Source organism: Anaerotignum propionicum DSM 1682 (assembly GCF_001561955.1).
In the GTDB taxonomy this organism is placed as follows: Bacteria; Bacillota; Clostridia; order Lachnospirales; family Anaerotignaceae; genus Chakrabartyella; species Chakrabartyella propionicum.
This window is the reverse complement of record NZ_CP014223.1, coordinates 1,810,763-1,834,126: the sequence shown is the minus strand read 5'-3', so window position 1 is coordinate 1,834,126 and position 23,364 is coordinate 1,810,763. Positions and strand designations below refer to the sequence as shown.

Annotated in this window: 21 protein-coding genes and 1 riboswitch; of the genes, 20 read left to right on the top strand and 1 reads right to left on the bottom strand. The window is 41.1% G+C overall.

Translation table 11 applies throughout. The annotated features are described in order from the left end of the window. The 15 genes from CPRO_RS08510 (at window position 1) to CPRO_RS08435 (ending at window position 14,643) form a co-directional block, all read left to right on the top strand. Window positions 1–702, top strand: coding sequence for an ABC transporter permease (locus tag CPRO_RS08510; RefSeq protein WP_066050385.1), 702 nt, complete (start codon window positions 1–3; stop codon window positions 700–702). Then, window positions 692–1,300 carry an ABC transporter ATP-binding protein gene (locus CPRO_RS08505; protein ID WP_066050382.1) on the top strand — a complete coding sequence of 203 codons (609 nt, stop codon included), beginning with the start codon at window positions 692–694 and terminating at the stop codon, window positions 1,298–1,300. The genes CPRO_RS08510 and CPRO_RS08505 overlap by 11 nt, the downstream gene beginning before the upstream one ends. Window positions 1,301–1,345: 45 nt before the next feature. Further along, window positions 1,346–2,584 (top strand): molybdopterin molybdotransferase MoeA, encoded by a 1,239-nt coding sequence (locus CPRO_RS08500; protein WP_066050379.1) that lies wholly within the window; start codon window positions 1,346–1,348, stop codon window positions 2,582–2,584. A gap of 84 nt (window positions 2,585–2,668) precedes the next feature. After that, complete coding sequence (locus tag CPRO_RS08495; protein WP_066050376.1) at window positions 2,669–4,597, top strand: molybdopterin biosynthesis protein; 1,929 nt, start codon at window positions 2,669–2,671, stop codon at window positions 4,595–4,597. Beyond that, entirely contained in the window at window positions 4,570–5,529 is a 960-nt protein-coding gene (gene moaA, locus CPRO_RS08490) for a GTP 3',8-cyclase MoaA (protein ID WP_066050373.1), read from the top strand. Before CPRO_RS08495 ends, moaA begins: the two co-directional genes overlap by 28 nt. 1 nt (window position 5,530) lies before the next feature. Continuing rightward, on the top strand, window positions 5,531–6,013 hold the full coding sequence (moaC, locus tag CPRO_RS08485) for a cyclic pyranopterin monophosphate synthase MoaC (protein ID WP_066050369.1): 483 nt from the start codon (window positions 5,531–5,533) through the stop codon (window positions 6,011–6,013). 22 nt (window positions 6,014–6,035) lie between these two features. Continuing rightward, on the top strand, window positions 6,036–6,494 hold the full coding sequence (locus CPRO_RS08480; protein WP_200777683.1) for an MOSC domain-containing protein: 459 nt from the start codon (window positions 6,036–6,038) through the stop codon (window positions 6,492–6,494). Continuing rightward, window positions 6,491–6,982 carry a MogA/MoaB family molybdenum cofactor biosynthesis protein gene (locus CPRO_RS08475; protein ID WP_066050361.1) on the top strand — a complete coding sequence of 164 codons (492 nt, stop codon included), beginning with the start codon at window positions 6,491–6,493 and terminating at the stop codon, window positions 6,980–6,982. Before CPRO_RS08480 ends, CPRO_RS08475 begins: the two co-directional genes overlap by 4 nt. A 59-nt stretch (window positions 6,983–7,041) precedes the next feature. After that, window positions 7,042–7,169: riboswitch (molybdenum cofactor riboswitch) on the top strand. 69 nt (window positions 7,170–7,238) lie between these two features. Further along, window positions 7,239–8,978, top strand: coding sequence for an aldehyde ferredoxin oxidoreductase C-terminal domain-containing protein (locus CPRO_RS08470; RefSeq protein ID WP_066050358.1), 1,740 nt, complete (start codon window positions 7,239–7,241; stop codon window positions 8,976–8,978). A gap of 327 nt (window positions 8,979–9,305) precedes the next feature. After that, complete coding sequence (locus tag CPRO_RS08465) at window positions 9,306–9,698, top strand: MoaD/ThiS family protein (protein ID WP_143149003.1); 393 nt, start codon at window positions 9,306–9,308, stop codon at window positions 9,696–9,698. Further along, window positions 9,640–9,864 carry a MoaD/ThiS family protein gene (locus CPRO_RS08460; RefSeq protein WP_066050354.1) on the top strand — a complete coding sequence of 75 codons (225 nt, stop codon included), beginning with the start codon at window positions 9,640–9,642 and terminating at the stop codon, window positions 9,862–9,864. Before CPRO_RS08465 ends, CPRO_RS08460 begins: the two co-directional genes overlap by 59 nt. A 386-nt stretch (window positions 9,865–10,250) precedes the next feature. Further along, window positions 10,251–10,613, top strand: coding sequence for a Na-translocating system protein MpsC family protein (locus tag CPRO_RS08455; protein ID WP_066050351.1), 363 nt, complete (start codon window positions 10,251–10,253; stop codon window positions 10,611–10,613). Between the two features lie 416 nt (window positions 10,614–11,029). After that, on the top strand, window positions 11,030–12,271 hold the full coding sequence (locus tag CPRO_RS08450) for an L-lactate MFS transporter (protein WP_066050348.1): 1,242 nt from the start codon (window positions 11,030–11,032) through the stop codon (window positions 12,269–12,271). 561 nt (window positions 12,272–12,832) lie between these two features. Beyond that, complete coding sequence (locus tag CPRO_RS08440) at window positions 12,833–13,444, top strand: TetR/AcrR family transcriptional regulator (protein ID WP_066050342.1); 612 nt, start codon at window positions 12,833–12,835, stop codon at window positions 13,442–13,444. Further along, entirely contained in the window at window positions 13,441–14,643 is a 1,203-nt protein-coding gene (locus tag CPRO_RS08435) for a hypothetical protein (RefSeq protein WP_066050339.1), read from the top strand. The genes CPRO_RS08440 and CPRO_RS08435 overlap by 4 nt, the downstream gene beginning before the upstream one ends. A 1,015-nt stretch (window positions 14,644–15,658) precedes the next feature. Here CPRO_RS08435 and CPRO_RS08430 read toward each other — a convergent pair. Further along, the gene (locus tag CPRO_RS08430) at window positions 15,659–16,114 is read right to left on the bottom strand and encodes a FadR/GntR family transcriptional regulator (RefSeq protein WP_066050337.1); all 456 of its coding nucleotides are present in this window, start codon (window positions 16,112–16,114) and stop codon (window positions 15,659–15,661) included. Between the two features lie 216 nt (window positions 16,115–16,330). Here CPRO_RS08430 and CPRO_RS08425 point away from each other — a divergent pair, with 216 nt between their 5' ends. The 5 genes from CPRO_RS08425 to CPRO_RS08395 all read left to right on the top strand — a co-directional run bounded on the left by CPRO_RS08425 (window position 16,331) and on the right by CPRO_RS08395 (window position 23,356). Further along, window positions 16,331–18,313, top strand: coding sequence for a metallophosphoesterase (locus CPRO_RS08425; protein ID WP_066050334.1), 1,983 nt, complete (start codon window positions 16,331–16,333; stop codon window positions 18,311–18,313). A gap of 436 nt (window positions 18,314–18,749) precedes the next feature. Next, window positions 18,750–19,034 carry a hypothetical protein gene (locus tag CPRO_RS08415; RefSeq protein WP_066050328.1) on the top strand — a complete coding sequence of 95 codons (285 nt, stop codon included), beginning with the start codon at window positions 18,750–18,752 and terminating at the stop codon, window positions 19,032–19,034. Between the two features lie 156 nt (window positions 19,035–19,190). Continuing rightward, window positions 19,191–20,084, top strand: a complete 894-nt coding sequence (locus CPRO_RS08410) for a GGDEF domain-containing protein (protein WP_066050325.1) — start codon at window positions 19,191–19,193, stop codon at window positions 20,082–20,084. A 603-nt stretch (window positions 20,085–20,687) separates the two neighbouring features. Continuing rightward, complete coding sequence (locus CPRO_RS08400) at window positions 20,688–21,164, top strand: hypothetical protein (RefSeq protein WP_066050319.1); 477 nt, start codon at window positions 20,688–20,690, stop codon at window positions 21,162–21,164. Between the two features lie 8 nt (window positions 21,165–21,172). Then, window positions 21,173–23,356 (top strand): NHLP family bacteriocin export ABC transporter peptidase/permease/ATPase subunit, encoded by a 2,184-nt coding sequence (locus CPRO_RS08395; RefSeq protein WP_066050316.1) that lies wholly within the window; start codon window positions 21,173–21,175, stop codon window positions 23,354–23,356. Window positions 23,357–23,364 lie beyond the last annotated feature (8 nt).

The window sequence follows — 23,364 nt, the reverse complement described above, 5'->3', positions numbered from 1 at the left end:
ATGGGATATATCATAAACGGTTTTAAAGAGGCTTTTGTTCTATTGTTTTCAGGTGATACTGAGATGATTCGAATCATCCTGCTATCCTTATTTGTCTCCGGCACAGGAACCATATTTGCTGCAATAATAGGGGTTCCCCTTGGTCTTTGTTTAGGAATAAAAAGATTCCCTTTAAAAAGATTTTTTGGGAGTGTCGTCTATACAGCCATGGGATTTCCGCCGGTGGTTATTGGCCTTTTGGTTGCTATATTTTTATCAAGAAAAGGCCCTTTCGGCAGATATGAGCTTCTTTTTACCCCACAAGCAATGATGATTGCTCAATTTCTGTTGGTTCTGCCAATTATAACTGGGATTCTTTTTGGATCAGCAAAGGATAAGGGGCAACAGGTTTTGGAATTGGGACATACACTAGGCGCTAATCGAAGAGAAAGTCTGAAATTATTAATACATGAGTTAAATTCTTCGGTTTTACTTGCCGTTATGACTGCATTTGGACGAGCCATATCTGAAGTAGGCGCAGTAATGTTAGTCGGTGGAAATATCAAAGGGAGCACAAGGGTTATGACAACCTTTATCGCTATGAATAACAGCATGGGTGCATATGAGCGTTCCATTGCCATGGCAATCGTTTTATTAACAATTTCCTTATTAATAAATGGCATTGTCCATCATTTAAACGGAGGGAGAAACTATGTCGATTGAATGCAAATCTATTAGCAAAACCTTTCATAACCGAAGGCTATTCCATGATATAAGCGTGGTTTTTCCCCAGGGCATTTGCAACTGTGTTATAGGAGAAAACGGAACGGGAAAAACCACATTGCTGAAAATAATTGCTGGATTAATCAAGGCAGATGCAGGAACAATTATAATGAAGGGGAACTGTACCTATGCAGGGAGTAATCCATATATGTTGAGAGGGACGGTCTTTGAAAATATCAACTATCCACTGACGCTGAAACGTCAAGGTGGAAAATCCAATGAAAATCAAGTGAATCAGATGATTGACAGATTGGGTTTAAATAATCAAAAACATCAGGAAGCCTGTACGCTATCAGCAGGAGAAAAGCAAAAAGTTGTTCTTGGAAGAGCTTTGGTGTGGAATCCAGATGTTTTATTATTGGATGAACCAACAACGAATATTGATCAAAAAATGATAGCAAGCGTTGAGGAACTGCTGATGGAATATGCAGATAATAGCTCCCATACCTTTGTTGTAGTCAGCCATGACCATGAACAAATCAAGAGATTTTCAGGACTTCAATGGCACTTGGTAGATCAGCGGCTGGTAAAGAAATAAAGGTTTACATTATAGCAATACAGCAAAAGAAGTAGGAGGTTTTCTATGGCATATTTAAATGTTACAAAAATTGAAGAGGCTTTAAGTCAGATGAAGCTGCGGTTTCAAAGAAAAGATTCGACAGTAGAAATGGTTGATTTAGAGGCTTCCCTTGGGCGATATTTAGCGAAGGATCTTTATGCTACAGAAAATTTACCATCCTTTCGGAGATCAATGGTGGATGGATATGCCGTTTTAGCTAGTGATACGTTGGGCGCATCAGAACAGTCCCCTATGATTTTACAAGTTGTGGGGATCGTCGATATTGGTTGTAAATCAGAATTAAATCTAACTACTGGATATGCTGCCTATGTTCCCACGGGAGGTGAGATTCCTGTGGGGGCGGAGGCCATGGTAATGATAGAACATACGGAAGCACTAGGTCCGGATATTGCCATTTATTACACAGCCACCTATGGTGAAAATATCGTAGGGATAGGTGAGGACGTTCAAGAAAGGACGCTTATATTAAAGAAGGGAACACGTTTGGCACCCCAACATGAAGCAATACTAGCAAGCCTTGGATATGCTGAAATTCCTGTGGTCAAGAAACCAAAAGTATTCATCCTGTCGACGGGAGATGAATTGGTGGATGTCTCTTCCACACCTGGATATGGACAGGTGAGAGACTGCAATTCCACCATTATTCGAAACATTGTGGAATCCTGTGGCTGTGAGGTCGTAGATAGTGTTCGGGTTATAGATGAGATAGAAGCATTTCAAAAGGCATTAAGGAATGCAACTGTTTCGGCAGATGTTGTTATATTATCGGGTGGCAGTTCAGCCGGTATCAAGGATATGACACAGTTGGCCATTGACAGTCTAGCTGGTAATACAGATTCTCCCAATGTTTTTATTCATGGATTGGCAATTAAACCTGGAAAACCAACGGTAGTGGGACAAATTGGGGAGAAACCTGTCATTGGTTTACCCGGGCATCCAGCTGCATGTTTTATTACAATGAAAGCATTTGTGGAACCGTTTTTGAATGATTTCATAGGGAAAAATGAAACCGAGATAAGAAGGATTCCCTGTATCTCAGGGTTTCAGCTTCATGCGGCAGGTGGCAGAGACGTATATCAATTGGTAGAAATGGTATATGAGGAGGAGAAGCTTACAGCACATATTTTGTATGGTAAATCAGGTATGGTCAGTGCTTTGGCGAAGGCAAATGCTTATGTCGTTATAAAGATGAATCAGGAAGGGATAAAAGTGGGAGACAATCTGGTAGCATATCTTCTTTAAGGAGCGGGAAAGTATGATTTTTCGCTTTTTATACCAAATTGCCTAAGACACAACGTTTGCAGGTGTTAAGAAAGGCAGGTTTTTATGGAAAGAAATATCTATTTACAAACTGTAACATTGGAAGAAGCCCTTCAATGTTTTGAAGATAAAACCACTGCATCCTTCCGTAAAACGATTGAGGAAATTCCTGTAGAAGGGAGCTTTGGAAGGATTACAGCGGAACCCATTTATGCAAAATATTCCAATCCAAATTTCAATGCTTCTGCTATGGATGGAATTGCAGTGATTTCGAAAACAACACGGATGGCCGATGAACGAAATCCGGTTCGTCTAACCAAGGATACAGAATTTGTTTTTGTGGATACAGGGGACGTCATTTGTGAGCCTTACGATAGCGTCATCATGATTGAGGATGTAAGAATAATTGATGAAACACACGTGGAAATAATTACACCGAGTCATCCATGGCAGCATGTCCGTATGATAGGAGAAGACTTCGTTGTAGGAGAGATGCTGCTAACAAGAAATCATAAAATCACTGCAGTTGATTTGGGAGCTCTGGTGAGTGGAGGAATAGAGAAACTCAAGGTTTATGCGCCATTAAGAGTCGGATTAATTCCAACGGGCACAGAAATTGTTGAAATAGGAACAAAGCTTAAATCTGGGGATATTCTGGAATCCAATACCCGAATGTTTGCAGGGTTAGTGCTTGAAAGTGGTGGAATGCCGATACGATATCCCATTGTATCCGATGATAAAGAATTGTTAAGGCAAGCACTGCAAAAAGCGGTCAAAGAAAATGATTTTGTGGTAATCAATGCAGGCTCGTCAGCGGGTAGTGAGGATTATACCGCATCATTAATAAAGGAGCTTGGCGAGGTGTGGATACATGGCATAGATATTAAACCGGGAAAGCCGGCCATCCTTGGTGCTATTGAAGGAAAGCCCGTCGTGGGGATACCCGGTTATCCCGTATCAGCCTATATGACGTTTAAGCATTTTGTGATCCCAATGATTGAGGGCATTAAGCCACCGCAAAAATGGATGGAAGCCACTTTATCCCAAGCAGTGCCTTCCTCTTTAAAGCATAAAGAGTTCGTCCGAGTACAACTAGGAAATGTGGATGGAAAAGTGATTGCCACACCACTAAAAAGGGGAGCTGCCTCAACAATGTCCCTAGTAAAGGCTAATGGGATTTTAACGATAGAAAAGGAATCGGAAGGCTTTATCTCTGGCAGTAAGGTAATGGTAGAACAAACAAGGAAACATTTGGAACTTGAAAAAGCCCTTGTCTCGATTGGAAGCCATGACTTGATTATGGATTGGGTAGCAGATTTGCTTCTGGGAGAAAAAAAAGAAACCTATCTTTTATCCGCTCATGTAGGAAGCTTAGGTGGGATTTTGGCTATCAAAAGGGGGGAAGCCCATGTAGCGCCCATTCACCTTTTGGACGAAAATACCGGAGAGTATAATGTGAAAGAGGTATTAAGATATCTATCTGGGGAAGAAATGATACTGATAAAAGGAATGAAAAGATGGCAAGGTTTCTACATGCGTAAAGAGGATACAATGATTGATAGCATAAGGGATTTAGTCCAAAAGAATCTTTCATTCATAAACAGGCAAAAGGGATCGGGGACAAGATTGTTAACAGATTATTTTTTGAAGAAGGACCTCGTGAATAAAGATCAAATCAAGGGATATGAAACAGAGGTTTTGACGCATACCGCCGTTGCACAGGCTGTTCTTTCCGGTAATGCGGATGTTGGCGTTGGAATAGAATCTGTGGCAAGGCAAATGGGGTTATCATATAAAGCTGTAGCCAAGGAGGATTATGATTTTTTAATACCCAAACGTTTTATGGAAATGACAATCATTAAGGATTTCATTGATACGATTCAAAGCGAGGCATTTAAACAAAGACTTGTTGAAGCGGGTGGTTATGAGATTGAGCCGCTACAATACGTGTCGATAGGAGGTAATTCATGCAAGATAACTTTGGAAGGCAGATAGAGTATCTTAGATTGTCAGTAACAGACAGATGCAATTTAAGATGTCGGTATTGTATGCCTGAATCAGGCATACTTAAAAAAAAGCATGAAACAATCCTTCGAAACGAAGAATATCTTCAAATTGTTGAAACGATGGCAACTTTGGGGATTAAAAAGGTAAGGATAACAGGTGGTGAGCCCCTCGTTAGAAGAGGTTTACCTTCCTTAATTCAAGAGATAAAGAGGATCGAAGGCATAAAAGATATTTCCTTAACGACAAACGGTATCTTGTTGGAATCTCAGGTTGAAGAACTTAAGGAAGCAGGGATAACAAGAATGAATATAAGCGTTGATTCTTTAGTTCCGGAAAGCTACCAACAATTGACCAGAGGTGGCAATCTGGCTAGTGTGTTACGAGGAATAGAAAAAGCGAGGGAGCTTGGATTATCACCCATCAAAATCAATGTGGTGCTGATTAAGGGGTTCAATGATCATGAAGTGGAACACTTTTTAAACTATTTTGACCCATCCATAGAGGTACGATTTATTGAGCTCATGCCAATTGGAGAGGCTGCTGCGTGGAATAAGGATCGGTTTTTAAACTTAAATGAGTTTTTATTAAATCGCCTGGACTTGACTCCGGAACCTAATCATGGCAATGGAGGACCCTGCAGATATTATCGACATACAGAAACAGGAAGATGGGTAGGAATCATTAATGCAATCTCAGACCATTTTTGTTTAAGTTGCAATCGATTACGGGTAACTGCCGATGGCATGCTGAAAACCTGTTTACATAGCACAACAGAAGTGGACTTGAAACCTTATTTGCATGATCCAGATGGGTTAAAAAATAGTATCATCAATGCAATTCATTCGAAACCGGAAGCGCATCAATTAAATCAAGAGGATGTCGTTCCGATTTTAAGGAATATGTATACCATAGGAGGCTAATATGTCACTGACACACATGAATGAATTAGGGTACGCTAAAATGGTTTCTGTCGAAGAGAAAAAAGATACATTACGCATTGCCAGAGCCATTGGAGAAATCGTTGTTTCCGCCGAAACCTTCGAAAGGGTAAAAACAGGAGGAATCAAAAAAGGGGATGTTCTAACGGTAGCTCAGGTTGCAGGGATTATTGGTGCCAAACGAACCAGCGACATTATTCCCATGTGTCATCCTCTGAACTTAACGGGTGTGGACCTCGAATTTAATATGATTGATGAAACCAATACAATTCAAATTACGGCGATTGCTAAGGTTATTGGAAAGACGGGAGTTGAAATGGAAGCGTTGACAGCTGTTACGGTAGCGGCGCTAACCATTTATGATATGTGCAAGGCCATAGATAAAGAAATGGTAATTCAGAATATTTATTTGGCAGAGAAAACGGGCGGAAAAAGCGGACATTACTTAAGAACCAAAGAAAACTAATTTCAAGATGGGAGGAATGGTCATGCTAGGGAAAGTAATTGCAATTAATATTAGTGAGACAAAAGGGGTGCCGAAAACATCTATTCCGGAGGCAAATATGATAGCCGATTTTGGTATTGAAGGGGATGCCCATGCAGGAAAATGGCATCGCCAAGTGAGTCTCCTTGCCAATGAAAGTGTTGATAAAATTCGTAAGCAAGGGTTTCAAGGTTTGTGTACCGGTAGATTTGCCGAAAACCTAACAACGGAGGGAATTGAGTTGTGGACCATTCCTGTAGGCAGTAAGGTTTACATTGGACAAACCCTTCATGAGGTCACTCAAATAGGAAAGGAATGTCATTTTGGCTGTGCAATTAAGAAACTGGTTGGTGAATGCGTTATGCCCAAGGAAGGTATCTTTACAAAGGTTATTGAGGGTGGAAAAGTCAAAGTAGGGGACGAAATTAGGGTGGTGCCTCTTGAAAGTGGGGAGCAAGAATGAGAAGGGTTGGAATCATCGTGGCAAGTGATCAAGGCGCAAAGGGATTGAGAACGGATGAAAGCGGAGCGTTAATCAGAAGCATTGTAGAAGAAGAAGGATTTGAAGTTGCGAAACTGGAAATCGTTTCCGATGATATTCCAAAACTTCGAGATGCCCTGATTGAGATGGCAGATGTTTTAGGATGTCACTTGATTTTTACTACCGGTGGTACGGGATTCTCCAAGCGTGATAATACCCCAGAAGCTACCCGACTGGTTATAGAAAGAGAATGTCCCGGAATTGTGGAAGCAATGCGCTGGAGCAGTTTCCAAAAAACGCCCAAAGCAATGCTGAGTCGTGCCATATCCGGTATTCGAGGGGATAGTATTATTGTCAATATGCCGGGGAGTCCAAAAGCCGTAGCCGAATGTATGGAAGTAATCCTCGATCCTCTAAAGCATGGTATTGATATCTTAGTGGGCGATGCCAGAGAATGTGCCCGAAAATAGGGGTAGGCATAGACATTTTGGTGATATTATGCTATAATTTGAATATAATGTAGCTGTAGTAGTATAGCTTATCCGAGTCAGTTTTTCTAAAGTCATTCCTAGGAATACCATGAAGGCTGACCAATGGGTAGAATAAGGAAACTTTGCTGCCTCCCGTTATTTGGAAAGGATAGGATAAAACTGGTTGTACTTTATTATCCTGTGCACTTTAGCCGTAAAACGCTATAAAATTAACCAAATAAGGGAGGCTTTTATTATGCAAAAATTCATCCGAATTGACATGACAACATTGCAAGCAACAACTATGGATGTGCCAGAGAAATATGCTGGCTTAGGTGGACGTGCCCTCACATCAAACTTTGTGAATGATGAGGTAAATCCCACTTGCCATGCACTTGGTAAGAACAACAAATTGATTTTTGCACCTGGTTTACTGAGTGGAACATCTGCGCCAAATTCAGGGCGTATGTCCGTTGGCGGAAAAAGCCCACTGACTGGAACTATTAAAGAATGCAACACAGGTGGTTCATCCTCACAAAAATTGGCGAAGATGGGAATTAAAGCGTTTGTTATCGAAGGGATGCCAAAGGGCGATAAGTTTTATATTATTAAGATTGATATGAACGGCGTCACCATCGATGAAGCGCCGGCTGAAATTTTAGGTGGGTGTGGAAATTACGATGCAATTAAAATATTAGGCGAAAAATACGGTACACATGTAGGAATTGCCATTGCAGGGCCTGCTGGAGAATATCGGTTGCCCTCTGCAAATATCTCATTTAAGGATCCTGACGGAAATATCCGAAGTGCAGGTAGAGGTGGCTTAGGTGCAGTTCTTGGATCTAAAAAAGTAAAAGCAATCATTATTGATGATAAGGGAGCGGGTAAGGTTCCCATAGCAAATCCTGAAGCTTTTTCTGCAGCTGCCAAAGTATTTGCAAAAGCAATTCTTGATCATCCGGTTTCGGGGCAAGGCTTGGCGAGCTATGGAACGGGTGTTTTGGTCAATATACTGAATGAAGCAGGTGGTTTACCATCCTATAACTTCTCGAAAGGACGGGTTGACCATAGCGATAATATCTCTGGTGAAACAATCAATGCGACCATTGCTGAGCGTGGTGGTGATGGTAAAGTATCTCATGGATGTCACCCAGGATGTCTTATGCGCTGTTCACAATGGTATCCAGATAAACAAGGTAAATACATAACCAGCGGGTTTGAATATGAAACCATTTGGGGCTTGGGCGCAGATGCTGGAATTGATGATCTTGATGCCATTGCCTATATTGATCGTGCAATGGATGATGTGGGTGTAGATAGTATTGAAGTTGCTGTTGCTGTGGCAACTGCCATGGAAGGCGGATTAATACCTTGGGGTGACGGCAAGGCAGTTCTTGAGATTGTCAAGGACATTGCAAAGCCCACACATATTGCAAGAATAATTGCAAGCGGCACAACTGTTGTTGGAAAAGTTTGTGGCTTGTACCGTGTGCCGGTTGTTAAAGATCAGGCTATCCCTGCATATGATCCACGTGCAGTTAAGGGGATTGGATTGACCTATGCAACGACCACCATGGGTGCAGACCATACAGCAGGATATTGTATTTCGGGTAACATCTTAAAGATTGGCGGATATATTGATCCACTTAAGAAAGATGGTCAGATAGAATATGCAAGGGCAATGCAAATAGGTACGGCAGCAGTTGATAGTACTGGATTGTGCCTATTCGTATACTTTGGTATTGCGGACAATCCCGGTGGATATCAAGCTTTAATTGATATGATTAATGCTCAGTATGGAATAAATTTGACAGCAAACGATGTAGATGAATTGGGCAAATCAGTGCTAAGAGTAGAAAGAGATTTTAATAAACGTGCAGGCTTCACAAATGCCCATGATAGATTACCAGAATTCATGGAGTATGAACCCATTGAACCACACAATGTTGTATGGGATTTCACACCGGAAGAAATTGATGAAGTTATGAATTTTTAATATAAAGGCAACACCGCATAATTCGCGGCTGACGCCTTGTACGCCCATCTGATTGCATCTTTTCCGTCAGCCTGCACAAAAATGCTCGCAAATACCTCCAGTATTCCTGCGCTTTTTGTTTCGTCTGACGAAAAATGTGACTACACAGCTGGACATACAGAGCCATGCGGTATTACCTAAAGTATAGGTTCGTATCAGCCTATCGGTCAAACAAGGTGAAAAGTCGAACTTCGGTTCGACTTTTTGGCTCTAATGAAGTACTGACCCAAAAAGATTGTATTTGAATGCTTAAAGTTTTTGTGAGGAAACTGTGGAAAGGGGTAAGATATGGAGTGCACAAATAAAAAGCTTGAAATTAGAGGCTTTCTGCAACTAGATGCATACCTACGGAAGCGGTATGGAAGTATGCCTTTTTATATAGAGATAGATGAACCAATAAATGGATTGGAATTATCTGAACAATTAGGTATACAAAAGGAAGACGTAGAAGTGATATTCGTGAATGGATTTGTGCAACAGTTGGATTACTTAATTCAACCTGGGGATCGTATTGCATTTTTACCCCCTGGATGTCCGGGGCCGTATCGCATTGCTTTGGGGTTTTATGGTAAAAACCAAGATAATGATGCTAATTTTGTGATACAGAATGGGGAGGGAGTATATGAAAATAACAGTGAAACTTTTTGCAACCTTGAGAGAAAACCGAGAGAAACTTTTTGATCTTGATGTTGAATCGGAATTAACAACGAAAGATGTGATAGAATCTTTAAAAATACCGGTGGCAGATGTTGCCATTATTATGATTAATGGCAGAGGCGGTACTTTAGAGAGTATACTAAAGGAACATGATGTGTTGGCATTATTTCCGCCTGTGGGTGGAGGTTGACAAAAACTCAGAGAAAACAATTTTTATTATGATTAGTAATCAGGAAAAGATGGTCATTCAATTCACAAGTTAATGAATTTTATGATAGATTAATTTATATAGGGTAAGGATGTATATGCTACAAATGAGATACAACATCCGAGTTCTGGAGTAAGATACCATTAAAGGGTAAAAGTAAAGGCGTAAAGGCGGAACTGATAATGGAAAACACACTCAATTATATTCAGAATGGGGGCTATCTGATACCTGATCTTCAGATGAAGGATTTGGACAATCTTCCCGATAAAATTAGATTGAAACTAAAGCTTCAATATGCTATAATAAAGCCAACCAAAACTAATAAAGTTTTGAAATTAAAACGATTGTTACTTTAGGAGAAACTGTTCATGACAAAAGGACAAATTGAGTCGAAAATAAGCGAAGCAATAAGTAAGTTTGAAATTGAACAAATGGGACGTGGACCAGAAAAAATACGAACAATTATTATACAAGATATAATTTTTATTAGATTGAAAGGGTTTTTAAGCCCCTCGGAAAAAAATTTAGCCCAAAACCGTGAAGGTGTAGAACTAATAAAAAAAGTAAGAGCTGCGTTATTCGAAAACGCACGAATGAGCTTAGAGGGGGCCATTAAGTCCGTTATTGATGTTAATGTGATTAGTACTCATTCAGACGTTAGCACGAAAACAGGCGAAAAAATTATAGCAGTTGTTGTGGATAAAAATATTGAAGAAAGTATAAATGAATAGAATTGGAAGACTTAATGAAAGGTTTTATACCAGTCACATAGTTAGCCAATAACAATTTTCCTTAAGGGATTTGTTATTGGCTTTTTTTATTGTTAGATTTCAAAATGAAGTGCTGTCAGCTTTAAAACCATCTATAACTGGCTTTACGCTGGAATTCTGCCCACAGTAACCGTAAAGATTCTACGTCAAAAGGGAAAATGCAGAAAATCTGAAAACGTGGTAAGTTTTCAATAGGCATATCCATTTCTAAACGATCTAAAGATGTTAAAAGCAGAGAAACCTTTGGACACTGGGATCTTGACAGTATGGTTTTCAGCCGAGGAACTATACGAAAAAAATGAATGGTAGAACAGAACTGATAAAAGAAACACTGATATATGACTTGAGTGAAAAAACAGTGAGGTGTATAAATTCTGATGAAATTACAACAAATGAAATTGAAAGAAGCATTAAAATATAATAAAAGGTGGGTATATATTGTTTTAGGCATTATTTTTATGATGTTTTTAGGAACTGTATATTCTTATAGTGTATTTAGGGTTGCGTTGGAGAAGGATTTGATGATAGGTGCTGCAGAAAGTGGAATGCCTTATATGGTAGCATTGGCTTTCTATGCGTTGTTTATGTTTTTAACGGGCAGATACATTGAGAAGTTTCAAGCGAAAAAAATATTAATACTTGGCGGTCTGCTGGTTTCCTTAGGTTGGATATTATCATCTTTTGTTTCGAATATATTTTTGCTAACGATTACCTATGGTTGTATTAGTGGCGCGGGTGTTGGAATAGCTTATGGTGTTCCTTTGTCTGTCATTGCAAAGTGGTTCCCGGATAAAAAGGGGATTGCCGTTGGGTTGATTCTTATCGGATTCGGACTCTCTCCTCTCGTAACGGCTCCAATTGCCAGATCCTTAGTTGAAAGTTATGGCGTCATGAAAACATTTTTCATTCTTGGAGTGAGTTTTGCTGTGATGTTGCCAATTTTAGCGATTCTTTTTAAATACCCAAGTGATGAAGAGGTGTTAATTTTCAATAAAAAAGTAAATCAGAGTTCTGAAAACTCACGGGATTTAACATTAAAGCAAATGATTAGAACAAAGAGTTTTAAAGGTGTATATTTAAATTTTTTAATTGGTACCATGATAGGACTTATGGTGGTTGGAATGACAATCAACGTAGGCTTAGACTACTTTCAGCTTGATTCACCAACTGTGACTAGAACCATGGCAATTTTTGCTATTTTTAATGGGGTTGGAAGACCTGCATTTGGTTGGGTTACAGATAGATACTCATCTAGAAAGGCAATGACAATTTCATATTTTTTAATTATGTCATCTGCAATGGGGCTAGTCACATCAGGTAAGCATACTTTAGTTTATATCCTAACATTTTCAATCTTCTGGTTTAATTTGGGGGGGTGGCTGGCAATTGCTCCGACGTCAACACTTAAGTTATACGGAATAAAGAATAATAGTCAAAATTACGGATTGGTGTTTACTGCCTATGGTGTTGGTGCGATTGCAGGTGTTTCAACTTCTGGATTAATACTTGATTATTATGGGAATTATGATTATGTGTTCTATTATATCATTGTGTTATGCATGGTTGGCATTATTTTGACAACCAAATATATTAATAATAAAACTGAAAAGATTGGTTGACTCTACATAATTTACAATTGCTATTTTGATAATTACTGCTGGAATTCTTGTTTTTCCTTTTGTAAAAGATAAAGCAAAGACAAAAAATGCACTAAAAAAAGCACTATTTATGGGTAGAGGCATAGCTCTAACTATCTTTGCAGTTATCTTTGCCATAGGAGTGATATTAGCAATACTGCCACCCGAGGAAATTGCTGACATCATTGTAAAGCAAAAATTTCTCGTAGCAACAATAGCCGCGATTTTTGACAATGCTTACCATGATTGGTGTTGTGGCACTTCCACTTGAAAAACGAGAGTTCGGCACAAAATTGGCGGTTACTCGCAACGCACTGAGCTTTATATTCTCTATTGTGATTCGGTGATGATGAGGGTGATTTTATGAGTAAAGAAGCAAAGTTAAAAAGAACAATCTATTTTTAATTGGGGTCGTGATTGCTTATTTATTCCCCTGTTAGACGCCTATAGCTGTGATTGCTTTTGAAATCAATTGACGAGTGAGAATGAAATAATTATAATAATAAACAGAACGAAATTCTGTTTATTATAGGGAGAGTTACTATGTCGAGAAAAGCTGTTTTAGCGGGTGGTAAACGAGATGAAATTCTAAATGCCGCATTAGAATTATTCTTAAGGAATGGGTACGAAGCCACTTCTATTCGAATGATTTTAGAACACGTCAACGGTGAGGTTGGTATGTTTTATCACTACTTTAATTCCAAACAAGAAGTATTTGACAAAGCGGTTGAGTTCTTTTTCAAAAAGAGCGGCGAAAAAATTTCAGCCATAGTAACCAATCATGCCACTCCTCGATTAATGCTTGAGCAGCTTTATGATTGTTATACCAGCAGTATGGAGGAATTATCTGAAATAGCGAATGGATCTATTCACTGGTCGATATTGTATGCTCTGCATGATCAGACTTTAGAAGCCATGCTCCCTGCTTTCCGGTCGATGATACATGGATTGCTGCAAGCGGCAGACAGCGACGACGGCTATTGTAAAGAGTATCTTGCATCTTTCCTCCTAAAAGGGATTAGTGGCTTGGTGCATGATAAGACATTCTTTGTTTTGCCACCTGAAATTAGAATACAAGAAACGATGGAACTCATATGCAGAACATTACAAATTCCATACGCCATATTTGTAGATGAAGCGAGGTATCAATTATGAGGCAATATATACTGACCGAACGTGCGCATCTGATGTGTCCCAATATGCACTTTGGTATCAAGGCAAAAATCGCGGGCAGATACGAAAAAGGAAAAGTGCAAAATGTGCTTCGGGAACTTGAGTTGGCTCACCCATTTTTGAAAAGCGGTGTTGCCAGAGAAGTGAAAAGCGGAAAACTGTATTATTGCTGGTGCGAAGAATTGCAAGCCCCAATCTTTGAAAAAGACAATTCTTCTCAATGGTCTAATGATTACAGCGATATAACAAGATGCGGCTGGGATGCTTTTCACGAATGTCTTCTGAAGATTGTTCTATATCCAGGAGATGAAGAATTTGAAGTGATGTTTATTGCTCATCATCTTTTGGGTGACGGACGCAGCATATTGGGTTTGGTATGTGAATTTGCAGATTGCTATATATCCGGGAAAAAGCCTACACATGCAGAAGAAAATTTGATTATGTCTATTGATGAACTTCCCAAAGGCAGCCAGCTTTCCGCAATCAGTAAACAGATGATAGGGTATGCAAACCGCAAATGGAAAAATGAAAAGCGTACCGTTAATTATGAGGATTATAGGAGATTCGAGGGAGAATTTATTGCAAACAATTCGGTATCTTATATTGAGGAAGCATGGGATACAGCAAAGACCGAAGAAGTTCTAAAAAAATGCCATGAGCAAAGTCTCTCATTGAATGACTATCTTGTTGCCGAGATGATGTGCAAGGAAAAAACGAGTCGGGTTGTGATTGCAGTGGATATACGCAAGCATCTCTCCCGCTACCAATCAGGTGCGTTGGGCAATTATGCCTCTGCAATTGCAATAGAGGTTTCAAATCAACCCGAAGATATTGAGTCCGTGGCGAAGTCGGTTTCGGAAAAAGTGAAAAAGAACATAGGCGATCCGAAAAAGCTCATGATGATTCTTGCCTGTTATCTCCATATGAAGCCAGAACTGATTGATGCTGCTGCAATTACAGTTATGGGTGGCTTTGAGAGCGAAGCAGGAAAGTTTGTCGGGTCGCTGATTCTTGGGTATAAAAAGCGAAACGGTCACAGCGTTACTAACCTTGGTAATGTAGATAATCCGAACCTTGTTGAAGCTATGTTTATCCCCCCAGCGTCTCCGGCGAATGTTAAAACGATGGGTGTTCTTTCGGTAAACCACCGTTTGAGGAAATGTACTGCCTATTATCAATAAATTTGGTAATTAGGAGTAATATTTAATATAAGCAATAGCGTTATCCGTGATTTATCGCAGATAACGCTATTGCTTTTTGTTAGACGAAAATTAATGACTATGGCGAGGAGAGTTTTTTGAAAATCAAAATCCATTCACCGTCTTAATGAAAGGATACTTTGGACTATACTTGGGATATGACGGTGTAATATAACTAAGGGCAGCCTCGCATTATCAGCAAGGCTGTCTTCAATTTCATACGGATTTAACAACTGTTCTATTTAAGACAAAAGTGTATCAATTTTCATTGTTAGATGTGAGCGAAACAAGTGTATTGCTATTGCCGGGCGAAAATACTTGGAGCGACCCAAAGCATGGAACTAAATCAAACACACTGGAAGTCTGGTACAAGTATTTTAGTACCGGTAAGCCTGAACATTTCTTTGCCCTGATGCAGACTTTGCCACTAATCGTTTTGAGAGAGATATGCTGTGCATCCTTTTTGAAAAAGCGACCAGAATGATGTGGGTAAAGGTCAGTAATCCACAAAAACAAGGAGGCTATTTGCAGCCCCCTTGAACTATTCAGTCAACTATTTAAAAGTGTAAAAGTAAGTATTAAAATTCCATTATACTGTCTAAGATAGTCTATGCACTATCCCAAGTGGCAGGAATAACTCGGCGTGGAAGCCTTTTTCATCGGCATACAGATTAATAACGCTTTAGAACACATTGCTATATCCTTACCTGCAGAAATCGAGAATAAATGTATTGGCATAAATCGTTTTTATGACTTTAAAATAATCTTCAATTGATTTACTTATGGATACAAATAGTGATTGCCTATTTTCTTGAATTGAATTCAAATAGTCAATGGGCATGGATAGAATGCTCCCGTTTTTCTGTAGATTTGTTAATTAAAAGAAAATGGAAGGTTCAACTAAAAAAGATAAAAGTTTGCTGATATTTTACATTTCGGCAACCTAAAGAATTCAATAAATATTTTTATACCTATCTGTTAAGCATTGAAATGAAATCTATTTTTGTTGTTCTGATTGCTCTAAACGAATATCTCTAATTTTTTCAGAATGAGTTAAATTTGTTCCATAGTCAGGATTGATTACCTTCATTCTAGCAAAAAGGTGGCGATACATAATATCTTTTGCAAGGAGAGGATCTCTTTTTTGAATAGCCTGAAAAACGGACATATGATCGTTAAAACTATCCATTTTTATGGAATTGTCAACAAATTTATTGAAGTTACCATATTCGTCAGCTGAAAGCTGTTCTAAAATTGTGGTTAAAAGGTTTTCAAGGATATCATTTCTTGCGTACTTCGCAACCTGTCTGTGAAAATGAAAATCGTCCGTATGGAAAAAATTCGTAATCACGTGCTTTTTTGTATCTTCCTCTAAGAGATGTTTAAGAAAAATAATTTCCTCATCTGTAGCCCTTAAAGTTACATAATATGCTAGTTCTGGTTCAATAATCATAGTGAAGCTGAGAACTTTTATCTTACATACTGGACATTGTCATGTTTGGTGTGAGAAAATCAGATTATAAGTTGTCAAGAGGGAATTTTAAGTGAATAGTAATTTTTAAGTGTAAAAATGAGCTTTTTAAGTGTAAAGGCTCATTTTTTCTTTATTATAGGTTATTTTCAGAATTGAAAAATAACAAATTTAAGTTAAATAAAGGAGGAAACGAATATGAAAAAAAAAATTCTCTCTTTGCTGCTGGCTTCTAGCATGATGATTTCTTTGGGGATGCTGCCCACAGGCTGTTCATCAGACAACAGCGCATCAAACAATGTTGAAGCTTTATGGGATGGAGGTAACACCAGAAATAAGATTGTCGCTATTAGCGATATCCATCTCGGTATTGAGGACAAGTATTCCGAAACATTGAAAAACCGTCCCATATTGATTGAGTTTTTACAACGCCTGCAAAAAACTAAGGATGTGCGTGAACTGGTGATTGACGGTGATTTTCTGGACGAGTGGTTTTTGCCCGTCTACTATCCCAGCTATACAGATCAACGTCAATTTTATAAAGACGCAATAGCTAACAATCAGGGGGTTATTGATGAATTGAACAACGTCATTGACAGTGGGATAAAGTTAGTCTACGTGCCTGGCAACCATGATATGACACTGGAGGCAGATGTTTTACAAGAGGCCATTCCAAAGCTTGTCCAGGCAAGAGATGCGCAGGGACTCGGTACTTATTACACAGGCGACCGCAATGAAATTGCAATCGAACATGGTCATCGTTATGATGTATTTTCTGCTCCAGATACGGTCACTAATGCAGAGCTATGCGGCAATGCAAATACCATCCTGCCGGCTGGCTATTTCTATGCACGCTATGCTGCAACATGGGTGTTAGAGGGCCGTCCAAAAGTTGAAAAGGATATTCCTGTGGTAACAAAGGTGCCCGATCAATCCGACGTAGACCAGTATGGCGCTTATATTTATTACTCACTTCTCAAGGACATCTCTACACGTATGACGCCTAATGAGAACCTTGATGAAAAAATATTCGATATGCACATTTCAGGATTTGATGACGCGTATAGCTATCTAGACTTCTATCCGACGCAGCAGGCGGATGGAACGATTTCCGCACCGGTGTTGTTTCGAAATATTCAACGCACATGGCAGGAACGTCAGATACTTAATAAGGTAAAGGTTACCAACTCCTTTACTGAGGCGGTGGCAGGAACCGTGAATTGGGATTACTATGCCGCACAAGCAAAGGCACAATATTTGGATAATCCCAATGAAAACGTGGATGTAGTGGTGTTCGGTCATACCCATGTACCTATGTATTGTGATACGGGCAACGGAAAATATTATTTGAACGATGGAACATGGATTGACCATAATACAGATTATCCTGATGCTACCCGTACATTTGCAGTCATCACCACCGGTGATGAGACCACAGCCGCAATTTACAGCTATTCAGAGGATGGCTCTATAACCGATATTACTTCCAGCGTCAGTAAAACAGATGAAAAAAATACCGCTAATTCCTTAGAAAATGTGGCATTTGATTATAAAGCAGTAGAAAACTACGGTGATGATGCCAAGCAGGCACGTTATGTTGAGGTGAGCGGCTTAAAAGACAATACTGTACAAGAAAAATTGAATAAGGAATTAAAAGACTTTTGCCTCTCGCCAACTCTTTCTTCTGAGAGCGATACCACCTACGATATTATGCCTGTTTTTGAAGTTGTAGGTGGAGATTTGCTAAGCATAAGGGTATATAATACCGCCTATACTGCAGGAGCGGCTTACCCTGTAAATTCAATACAGACACAGCTATTCAGCTTGACGACAGGGGATAAAAATGCCGGGAATATCTGGGATTTCATAAAAGATAAGAATGCATTCAAACAGTTGGTGCTTGACGGCAAATTAGGAATGACAGCCGCAGGAGTTGAAGGTGAAATACCCAAAGATCTCAAATCGGAGGCGTATAAAAAACTTTCAGAGAGCATTGACACTTCCGAATTTGCAAAGCAGTTTTACTTTGGTGACGGAGGCAACTTGAATGTATGGTGTGAGGGCAAAAATCATGCCACAGGGGACTATTGGCTGTTTGATATTCCTGTCACAGAGTTGGAAAATATTGCAAGTGACCGATTGCTCCCTATTATTGAAGCTATAAAAAAACTTAGCAATTGAAAATTGGATATGCAAATTGAAAATAAATTCCATCCAAAGCATTTGAAAAAATATCACTGTATTCTTGCCGAAAGGAGCGTGATGGAATGGAAAAGCCCAGACGCGAGGATGCGCCGCTGAAGGTCCCTAATACCGAGGGTAACGTGTGGCCAAAGCAGGTTTGCCTTGCTTTTCAGCCAAGAGCCGATACTCCCGAGGGACTGCGGCAGTGCTGGTACTGCCAGTACGCTGACTTTCATCTTGACAAGCCCCGTGTCCTAGATGTGGGCGTATGCTATTGGCCAAAAAAGATAACAAAATAGAGATATAGAAACAAGATGAGAAAAAGACTTTCAAGTTTTTGGCTCTCCGTACGCATGACTCTGACACCGCTGGCAGTTTCGGCTAAGGAAGAAGAACGGTTAGATCGCATTTCAAACAAAAGAGGGAGTTGCCAATGCATGTTGCAATTTATGACGACAGTACTAATGACAGAAAGTGGCTGCAGGCACTTGCCACCGAAAACGGTCACGGCATAGAGAGATTGCCTCTACAGAGAACGTGCACTTCTGCTTGCATGGAACAGGAACTCATCTTCAAGACAGTACTCCACCACCGACACCTATTACATGGGTTATGCGGAATTGACAAATGCAAGACAATTGTGAGTGTTACCAAGAGCATAGACGGCAAAACCATTAACATTTATGGCGGCGACGTACTGAAAATGTGGGAGGAGTAAATTGCAGTAAAGTATTATCATCGTATACACGATTGCATCAAGGTATGTCTGAAAACAATCTGCGTATTCTGCCGCAAAATCTACGAATAGCCAACCTATTAAGGCATTACCATAAATCGCTACACTGGATATAAATCAGAGAAAGGGGGCGTTAAGATGACAAACGAATGGTATGAAGAGTTACTTCGATGCGCCGAGGGAATGTATGTCATGAAAGAGGAGAGCAAGGAAATCGTCTGGGTGAATCGCTTTTTTACGGACGCTCTAAAAACACCCTGTGTGGGAGAGCTTTGCTGGAAGGTATTGCTAAGACGAGAAACACCGTGCCCCTTCTGCCCCAGACTCTCTGAACAGGATGGCGTCTATGTTTGGGACTATTATGAGCCAAACAGCAAACGTTGGATGAAGGTAAAGCACCTCGTTTTTCGTAGGGATGGCGTCCTCTATCGGGCGGGCAACATTAACATGATCGACGATGTGATGCACTTAAATTATGAGACAGTGCAGGAAATTTCCATGCTGCAAACTGTTCTGGCAAAGAATAGGGATGAAATGACCAGCCTGACCAAGGAAGCCATCTATGATGCCCTAACCGGTCTTTTGAACCGCAATTGCTTCAAAATGGATCTGGAGCGAGAGTATGTGAATGTACCTGGACTAGGAATCCTCTACTTTGATCTCAACAACTTAAAAGCCACGAATGATAAATACCGCCATGCAGCGGGAGATGTATTATTGCGGCGATTGGCTGATGTATTGCGGCTAGTTTGCGCTCAGGCGCAACATGCCAAATGCTACCGTGTCGGCGGGGACGAATTCGTGCTGGTGCTCTCCCGAAGCACGAAGGAGACATTGAAACGCTGTGCCAAAATGTTTGACGGCTATATGGATAACTATAACCGTAATCAGACCTATTTTTGCAGCGTTGCGATGGGGCAAGCGTTTTCCCAAGACCCATGTGATCCGGAGCTGCTGGTATCTAAGGCGGATGATGATATGTACTACTGCAAACAAAAAATGAAGGAAAAAATACAGGAAAGATTCCTCTGAAAATCCCCGAGATACAACCCATTTTGCAATGTTCACTAAGCTGTAAGTAAGGTATCTGCATCGGATAATCGCCTTCCCACAAGGTGCATGTGGTGGATGCCGCAGTCCTGACGGGCGTCTGGTGGTTTCTTCGTATCATGTCTGCCCACATTAGAGCTAAAAACGATGCGGTTTGCCAATTAGCGCACACGCAAGTAGGGAGGGATTTAAAGGTGTTTTTTGCATGGGTAAAAGCTGTGCTGCTTGTAGCTCTTACATCTACGAGAGCATTGGGATACTAAGTAATCTTGAAATTCACCCAAAGAAAAATTACTTGCTAAAAGGAGGTATTATAACAACCTTAGTTGGCGCTGGTGAAGCAAAATGGTGTGAACCTAACCTCTTGAGGAAGCTGAGGACTACTATATAAAGCTAAATTTTGAAGTAGCCAAACGCTCTGATGAGGAATTGGAGAATGGGGCGGGAGAAACGACTGTAAGGACACGATTTGCCCCTTGACCTGTCCCGTCCCTCTCCAGAGAGTGGACTGACTGGGATGCTACATTATCAAATTGAAAGATGAACAAATTTCTACACAGTTGACCACTTAAAGGAGATCATAGCATGAGCGGTAACAATATTTTTCGAAAATCAAGCTTGGAGCGGGTGTCCTCACCCGAACAACTCAATGAATACATAAAGGTTTCCCGCCCCAGCGTGTGGCTGATTTTAGGAGCGGTAATTATTCTGCTTATCGGTGTTTGCGTCTGGGGTGTGTTTGGTACGCTCACTTCCACAAAGCATGGAGTGATGGTAGTACAGGGGAATAAGGCCGACTGCTACGTTTCCGTTGAGGAGGCAAAGGCCATCACCCCCGGCATGGAAGTGAAAGTGGTTAGCAGTGTGGGCACCATCACGGCGGTGGCTTCCGCACCTATGGAAATTACCGATGATTTCGATGCCTACGCCCTTTATCTGAGTGGATTGAAAATGGGAGACTGGGTGGTTTTGATGAATGTGGACATTTCCGTCCCTGATGGCGCATATATGGCTGTGATAATCACAGAATCCATTTCGCCTATCTCGTTTGTGTTGAATTGAGGTGGCGTATGTCAGGAAAAAAGAAGAAGCTCAAAAAACCAATTAAAAATGGGCATGCGAAGGTACCCGTTGTGATGCAACTGGAGGCACTGGAGTGTGGTGCGGCAAGTCTGTGCATGGTTCTGGCCTATTTCGGTAAGTGGGTGCCCCTGGAACAGGTACGTGCAGACTGCGGTGTCTCACGGGATGGCTCCAAAGCTTCCAATATCCTTAAAGCGGCACGAAACTATGGGTTGAATGCTCAAGGTTACCGCTATGAACCCCAGCAACTCAGAGAAAGCGGCTGTTTTCCCTGCATTATACATTGGAACTTTAATCACTTTGTGGTTCTGGACGGATTCAAGGGCGGCAAAGCATATTTAAACGATCCTGCTAAAGGGGCATACCTTGTCTCAATGGAGCAGTTTGATAAATCCTTCACCGGTATATGTATCTTTTTCGAGCCAAGTGAAGATTTCGTTTCGAATGGAAAACCCAAGAGCACCTGGAGTTTTATCAAAAAGCGCATGGTGGGTACAGGAACGGCAGTGTCCTTTGTGATACTTACCACGGCGATCACCTCATTGATCGGTATCATCAATCCTGTTTTTTCCCGTGTGTTCTTGGACAGACTGCTCACGGGGCAGAACCCCCAGTGGTTTTATCCCTTCCTGCTGGGACTCTCCCTAATGACCGCCGTGACGCTGATCGTGGCGTGGGTGCAGGCAGTCTATACGCTAAAACTGAATGGCAAGCTGGCCATCGTTGCTAACGCATCGTTTTTGTGGCATGTGTTGCGGATGCCCATGGAGTTTTTCTCCCAGCGGATGGCGGGGGACATTGCCATGCGTCAGAGCCTAAATGAGGGTATTGCAAGCGCACTAATTTCTACTTTTGCACCGTTGGTACTCCAAACGGGCATGATGGTGTTTTACTTTATAGCCATGCTGCGATATAGCGTTTTGCTCACGGCGGTGGGCCTAGCATCCATTATTGTTAATTTATTTATGGCGCGGATTATTTCTCAAAAGCGGATTAACGCCACTCGTGTGCAGATGCGGGACGCCGGCAAACTAGCTGGCTCTACGGTGGCTGGCATTGAGATGATTGAGACCATCAAGGCCAGCGGTGCAGAAAACGGTTTTTTTGAAAGATGGGCAGGTTATCAGGCAGGAGTGAATGCCCAGACAGTGAAGTTTGCAAACGTCAACCATTTTTGGGGTTTGGTTCCCACTTTGATTGCTTCCCTCACCTCCACCGCCGTGCTGATGTTGGGTGTGTACCTAACCATACAGGGGCAGTTTACCGTAGGCATGATCTTTGCGTTCCAGGGCTTTTTGGGTGGTTTCACCGATCCGGCACAGTCTCTCATTGCAGCAGGACAGACCCTTCAGGAAATGCGCACCAACATGGAGCGTACAGAGGACGTAATGGAGTACCCAACTGATGTGAACTATTTCAACAATTCCCACGAAACCTCCGAATACGGTAAGCTTTCCGGTGAGGTGGTGATGAAGGACGTGACCTTTGGCTATTCCCGATTGGGTACCCCCCTCATTGAACATTTTGATCTACACCTAAAACCTGGAAGTCGGGTAGCATTTGTCGGAACTTCCGGGTGTGGTAAGAGTACCATTAGCAAGCTGATTTCAGGGCTTTATCAGCCCTGGAGCGGTGAGATTTTGTTCGACGGCAAGGCGATTAGAGACATCAATCACAGCATTTTTACAGGTTCGGTGGCGGTGGTGGATCAGGACATCATTCTTTTTGAGGACACCATTAGCAATAACATTAAAATGTGGGACACCTCCATTGAGGACTTCGAGGCCATTATGGCCGCTCGAGATGCCAACCTCCACGAGGACATCATGGGAAGGAATGGCGGCTACTCCTACAGGCTGATGGAAGGTGGTAAGGACTTATCAGGCGGACAACGCCAGAGGTTGGAAATTGCCAGAGTTTTGGCTCAAGATCCTACCATTATTATTATGGATGAGGCCACCTCAGCTCTGGACGCTAAAACCGAATTCGAGGTGGTCAATGCCATCAAGAACCGCGGCATTACCTGCATTGTCATCGCCCATCGGCTTTCCACCATCCGAGACTGCGACGAGATTGTAGTTATGGAAAAGGGTAAGGTGGTTGAGCGTGGAACCCACAACGAGCTTTATGCTAAGAGTGGGATATATACCTCGCTGGTTGCCAGCGAATGAAAGGAGGG

Excerpts from the sequence above, each read along its gene's own strand:
- CPRO_RS08510 (WP_066050385.1), top strand. The coding sequence starts at position 1 with ATGGGATATATCATAAACGGTTTTAAAGAGGCTTTTGTTCTATTGTTT.
- CPRO_RS08435 (WP_066050339.1), top strand. The coding sequence starts at position 13,441 with ATGAGGCAATATATACTGACCGAACGTGCGCATCTGATGTGTCCCAAT.
- CPRO_RS08415 (WP_066050328.1), top strand. The coding sequence starts at position 18,750 with ATGCATGTTGCAATTTATGACGACAGTACTAATGACAGAAAGTGGCTG.
- moaA (WP_066050373.1), top strand. The coding sequence starts at position 4,570 with ATGCAAGATAACTTTGGAAGGCAGATAGAGTATCTTAGATTGTCAGTA.
- CPRO_RS08455 (WP_066050351.1), top strand. The coding sequence starts at position 10,251 with ATGACAAAAGGACAAATTGAGTCGAAAATAAGCGAAGCAATAAGTAAG.
- CPRO_RS08500 (WP_066050379.1), top strand. The coding sequence starts at position 1,346 with ATGGCATATTTAAATGTTACAAAAATTGAAGAGGCTTTAAGTCAGATG.
- CPRO_RS08475 (WP_066050361.1), top strand. The coding sequence starts at position 6,491 with ATGAGAAGGGTTGGAATCATCGTGGCAAGTGATCAAGGCGCAAAGGGA.
- CPRO_RS08395 (WP_066050316.1), top strand. The coding sequence starts at position 21,173 with ATGTCAGGAAAAAAGAAGAAGCTCAAAAAACCAATTAAAAATGGGCAT.
- CPRO_RS08410 (WP_066050325.1), top strand. The coding sequence starts at position 19,191 with ATGACAAACGAATGGTATGAAGAGTTACTTCGATGCGCCGAGGGAATG.
- CPRO_RS08400 (WP_066050319.1), top strand. The coding sequence starts at position 20,688 with ATGAGCGGTAACAATATTTTTCGAAAATCAAGCTTGGAGCGGGTGTCC.
- CPRO_RS08425 (WP_066050334.1), top strand. The coding sequence starts at position 16,331 with ATGAAAAAAAAAATTCTCTCTTTGCTGCTGGCTTCTAGCATGATGATT.
- CPRO_RS08430 (WP_066050337.1), bottom strand. The coding sequence starts at position 16,114 with ATGATTATTGAACCAGAACTAGCATATTATGTAACTTTAAGGGCTACA.
- CPRO_RS08495 (WP_066050376.1), top strand. The coding sequence starts at position 2,669 with ATGGAAAGAAATATCTATTTACAAACTGTAACATTGGAAGAAGCCCTT.
- CPRO_RS08440 (WP_066050342.1), top strand. The coding sequence starts at position 12,833 with ATGTCGAGAAAAGCTGTTTTAGCGGGTGGTAAACGAGATGAAATTCTA.
- CPRO_RS08460 (WP_066050354.1), top strand. The coding sequence starts at position 9,640 with ATGAAAATAACAGTGAAACTTTTTGCAACCTTGAGAGAAAACCGAGAG.
- moaC (WP_066050369.1), top strand. The coding sequence starts at position 5,531 with ATGTCACTGACACACATGAATGAATTAGGGTACGCTAAAATGGTTTCT.
- CPRO_RS08465 (WP_143149003.1), top strand. The coding sequence starts at position 9,306 with ATGGAGTGCACAAATAAAAAGCTTGAAATTAGAGGCTTTCTGCAACTA.
- CPRO_RS08450 (WP_066050348.1), top strand. The coding sequence starts at position 11,030 with ATGAAATTACAACAAATGAAATTGAAAGAAGCATTAAAATATAATAAA.
- CPRO_RS08470 (WP_066050358.1), top strand. The coding sequence starts at position 7,239 with ATGCAAAAATTCATCCGAATTGACATGACAACATTGCAAGCAACAACT.
- CPRO_RS08505 (WP_066050382.1), top strand. The coding sequence starts at position 692 with ATGTCGATTGAATGCAAATCTATTAGCAAAACCTTTCATAACCGAAGG.
- CPRO_RS08480 (WP_200777683.1), top strand. The coding sequence starts at position 6,036 with ATGCTAGGGAAAGTAATTGCAATTAATATTAGTGAGACAAAAGGGGTG.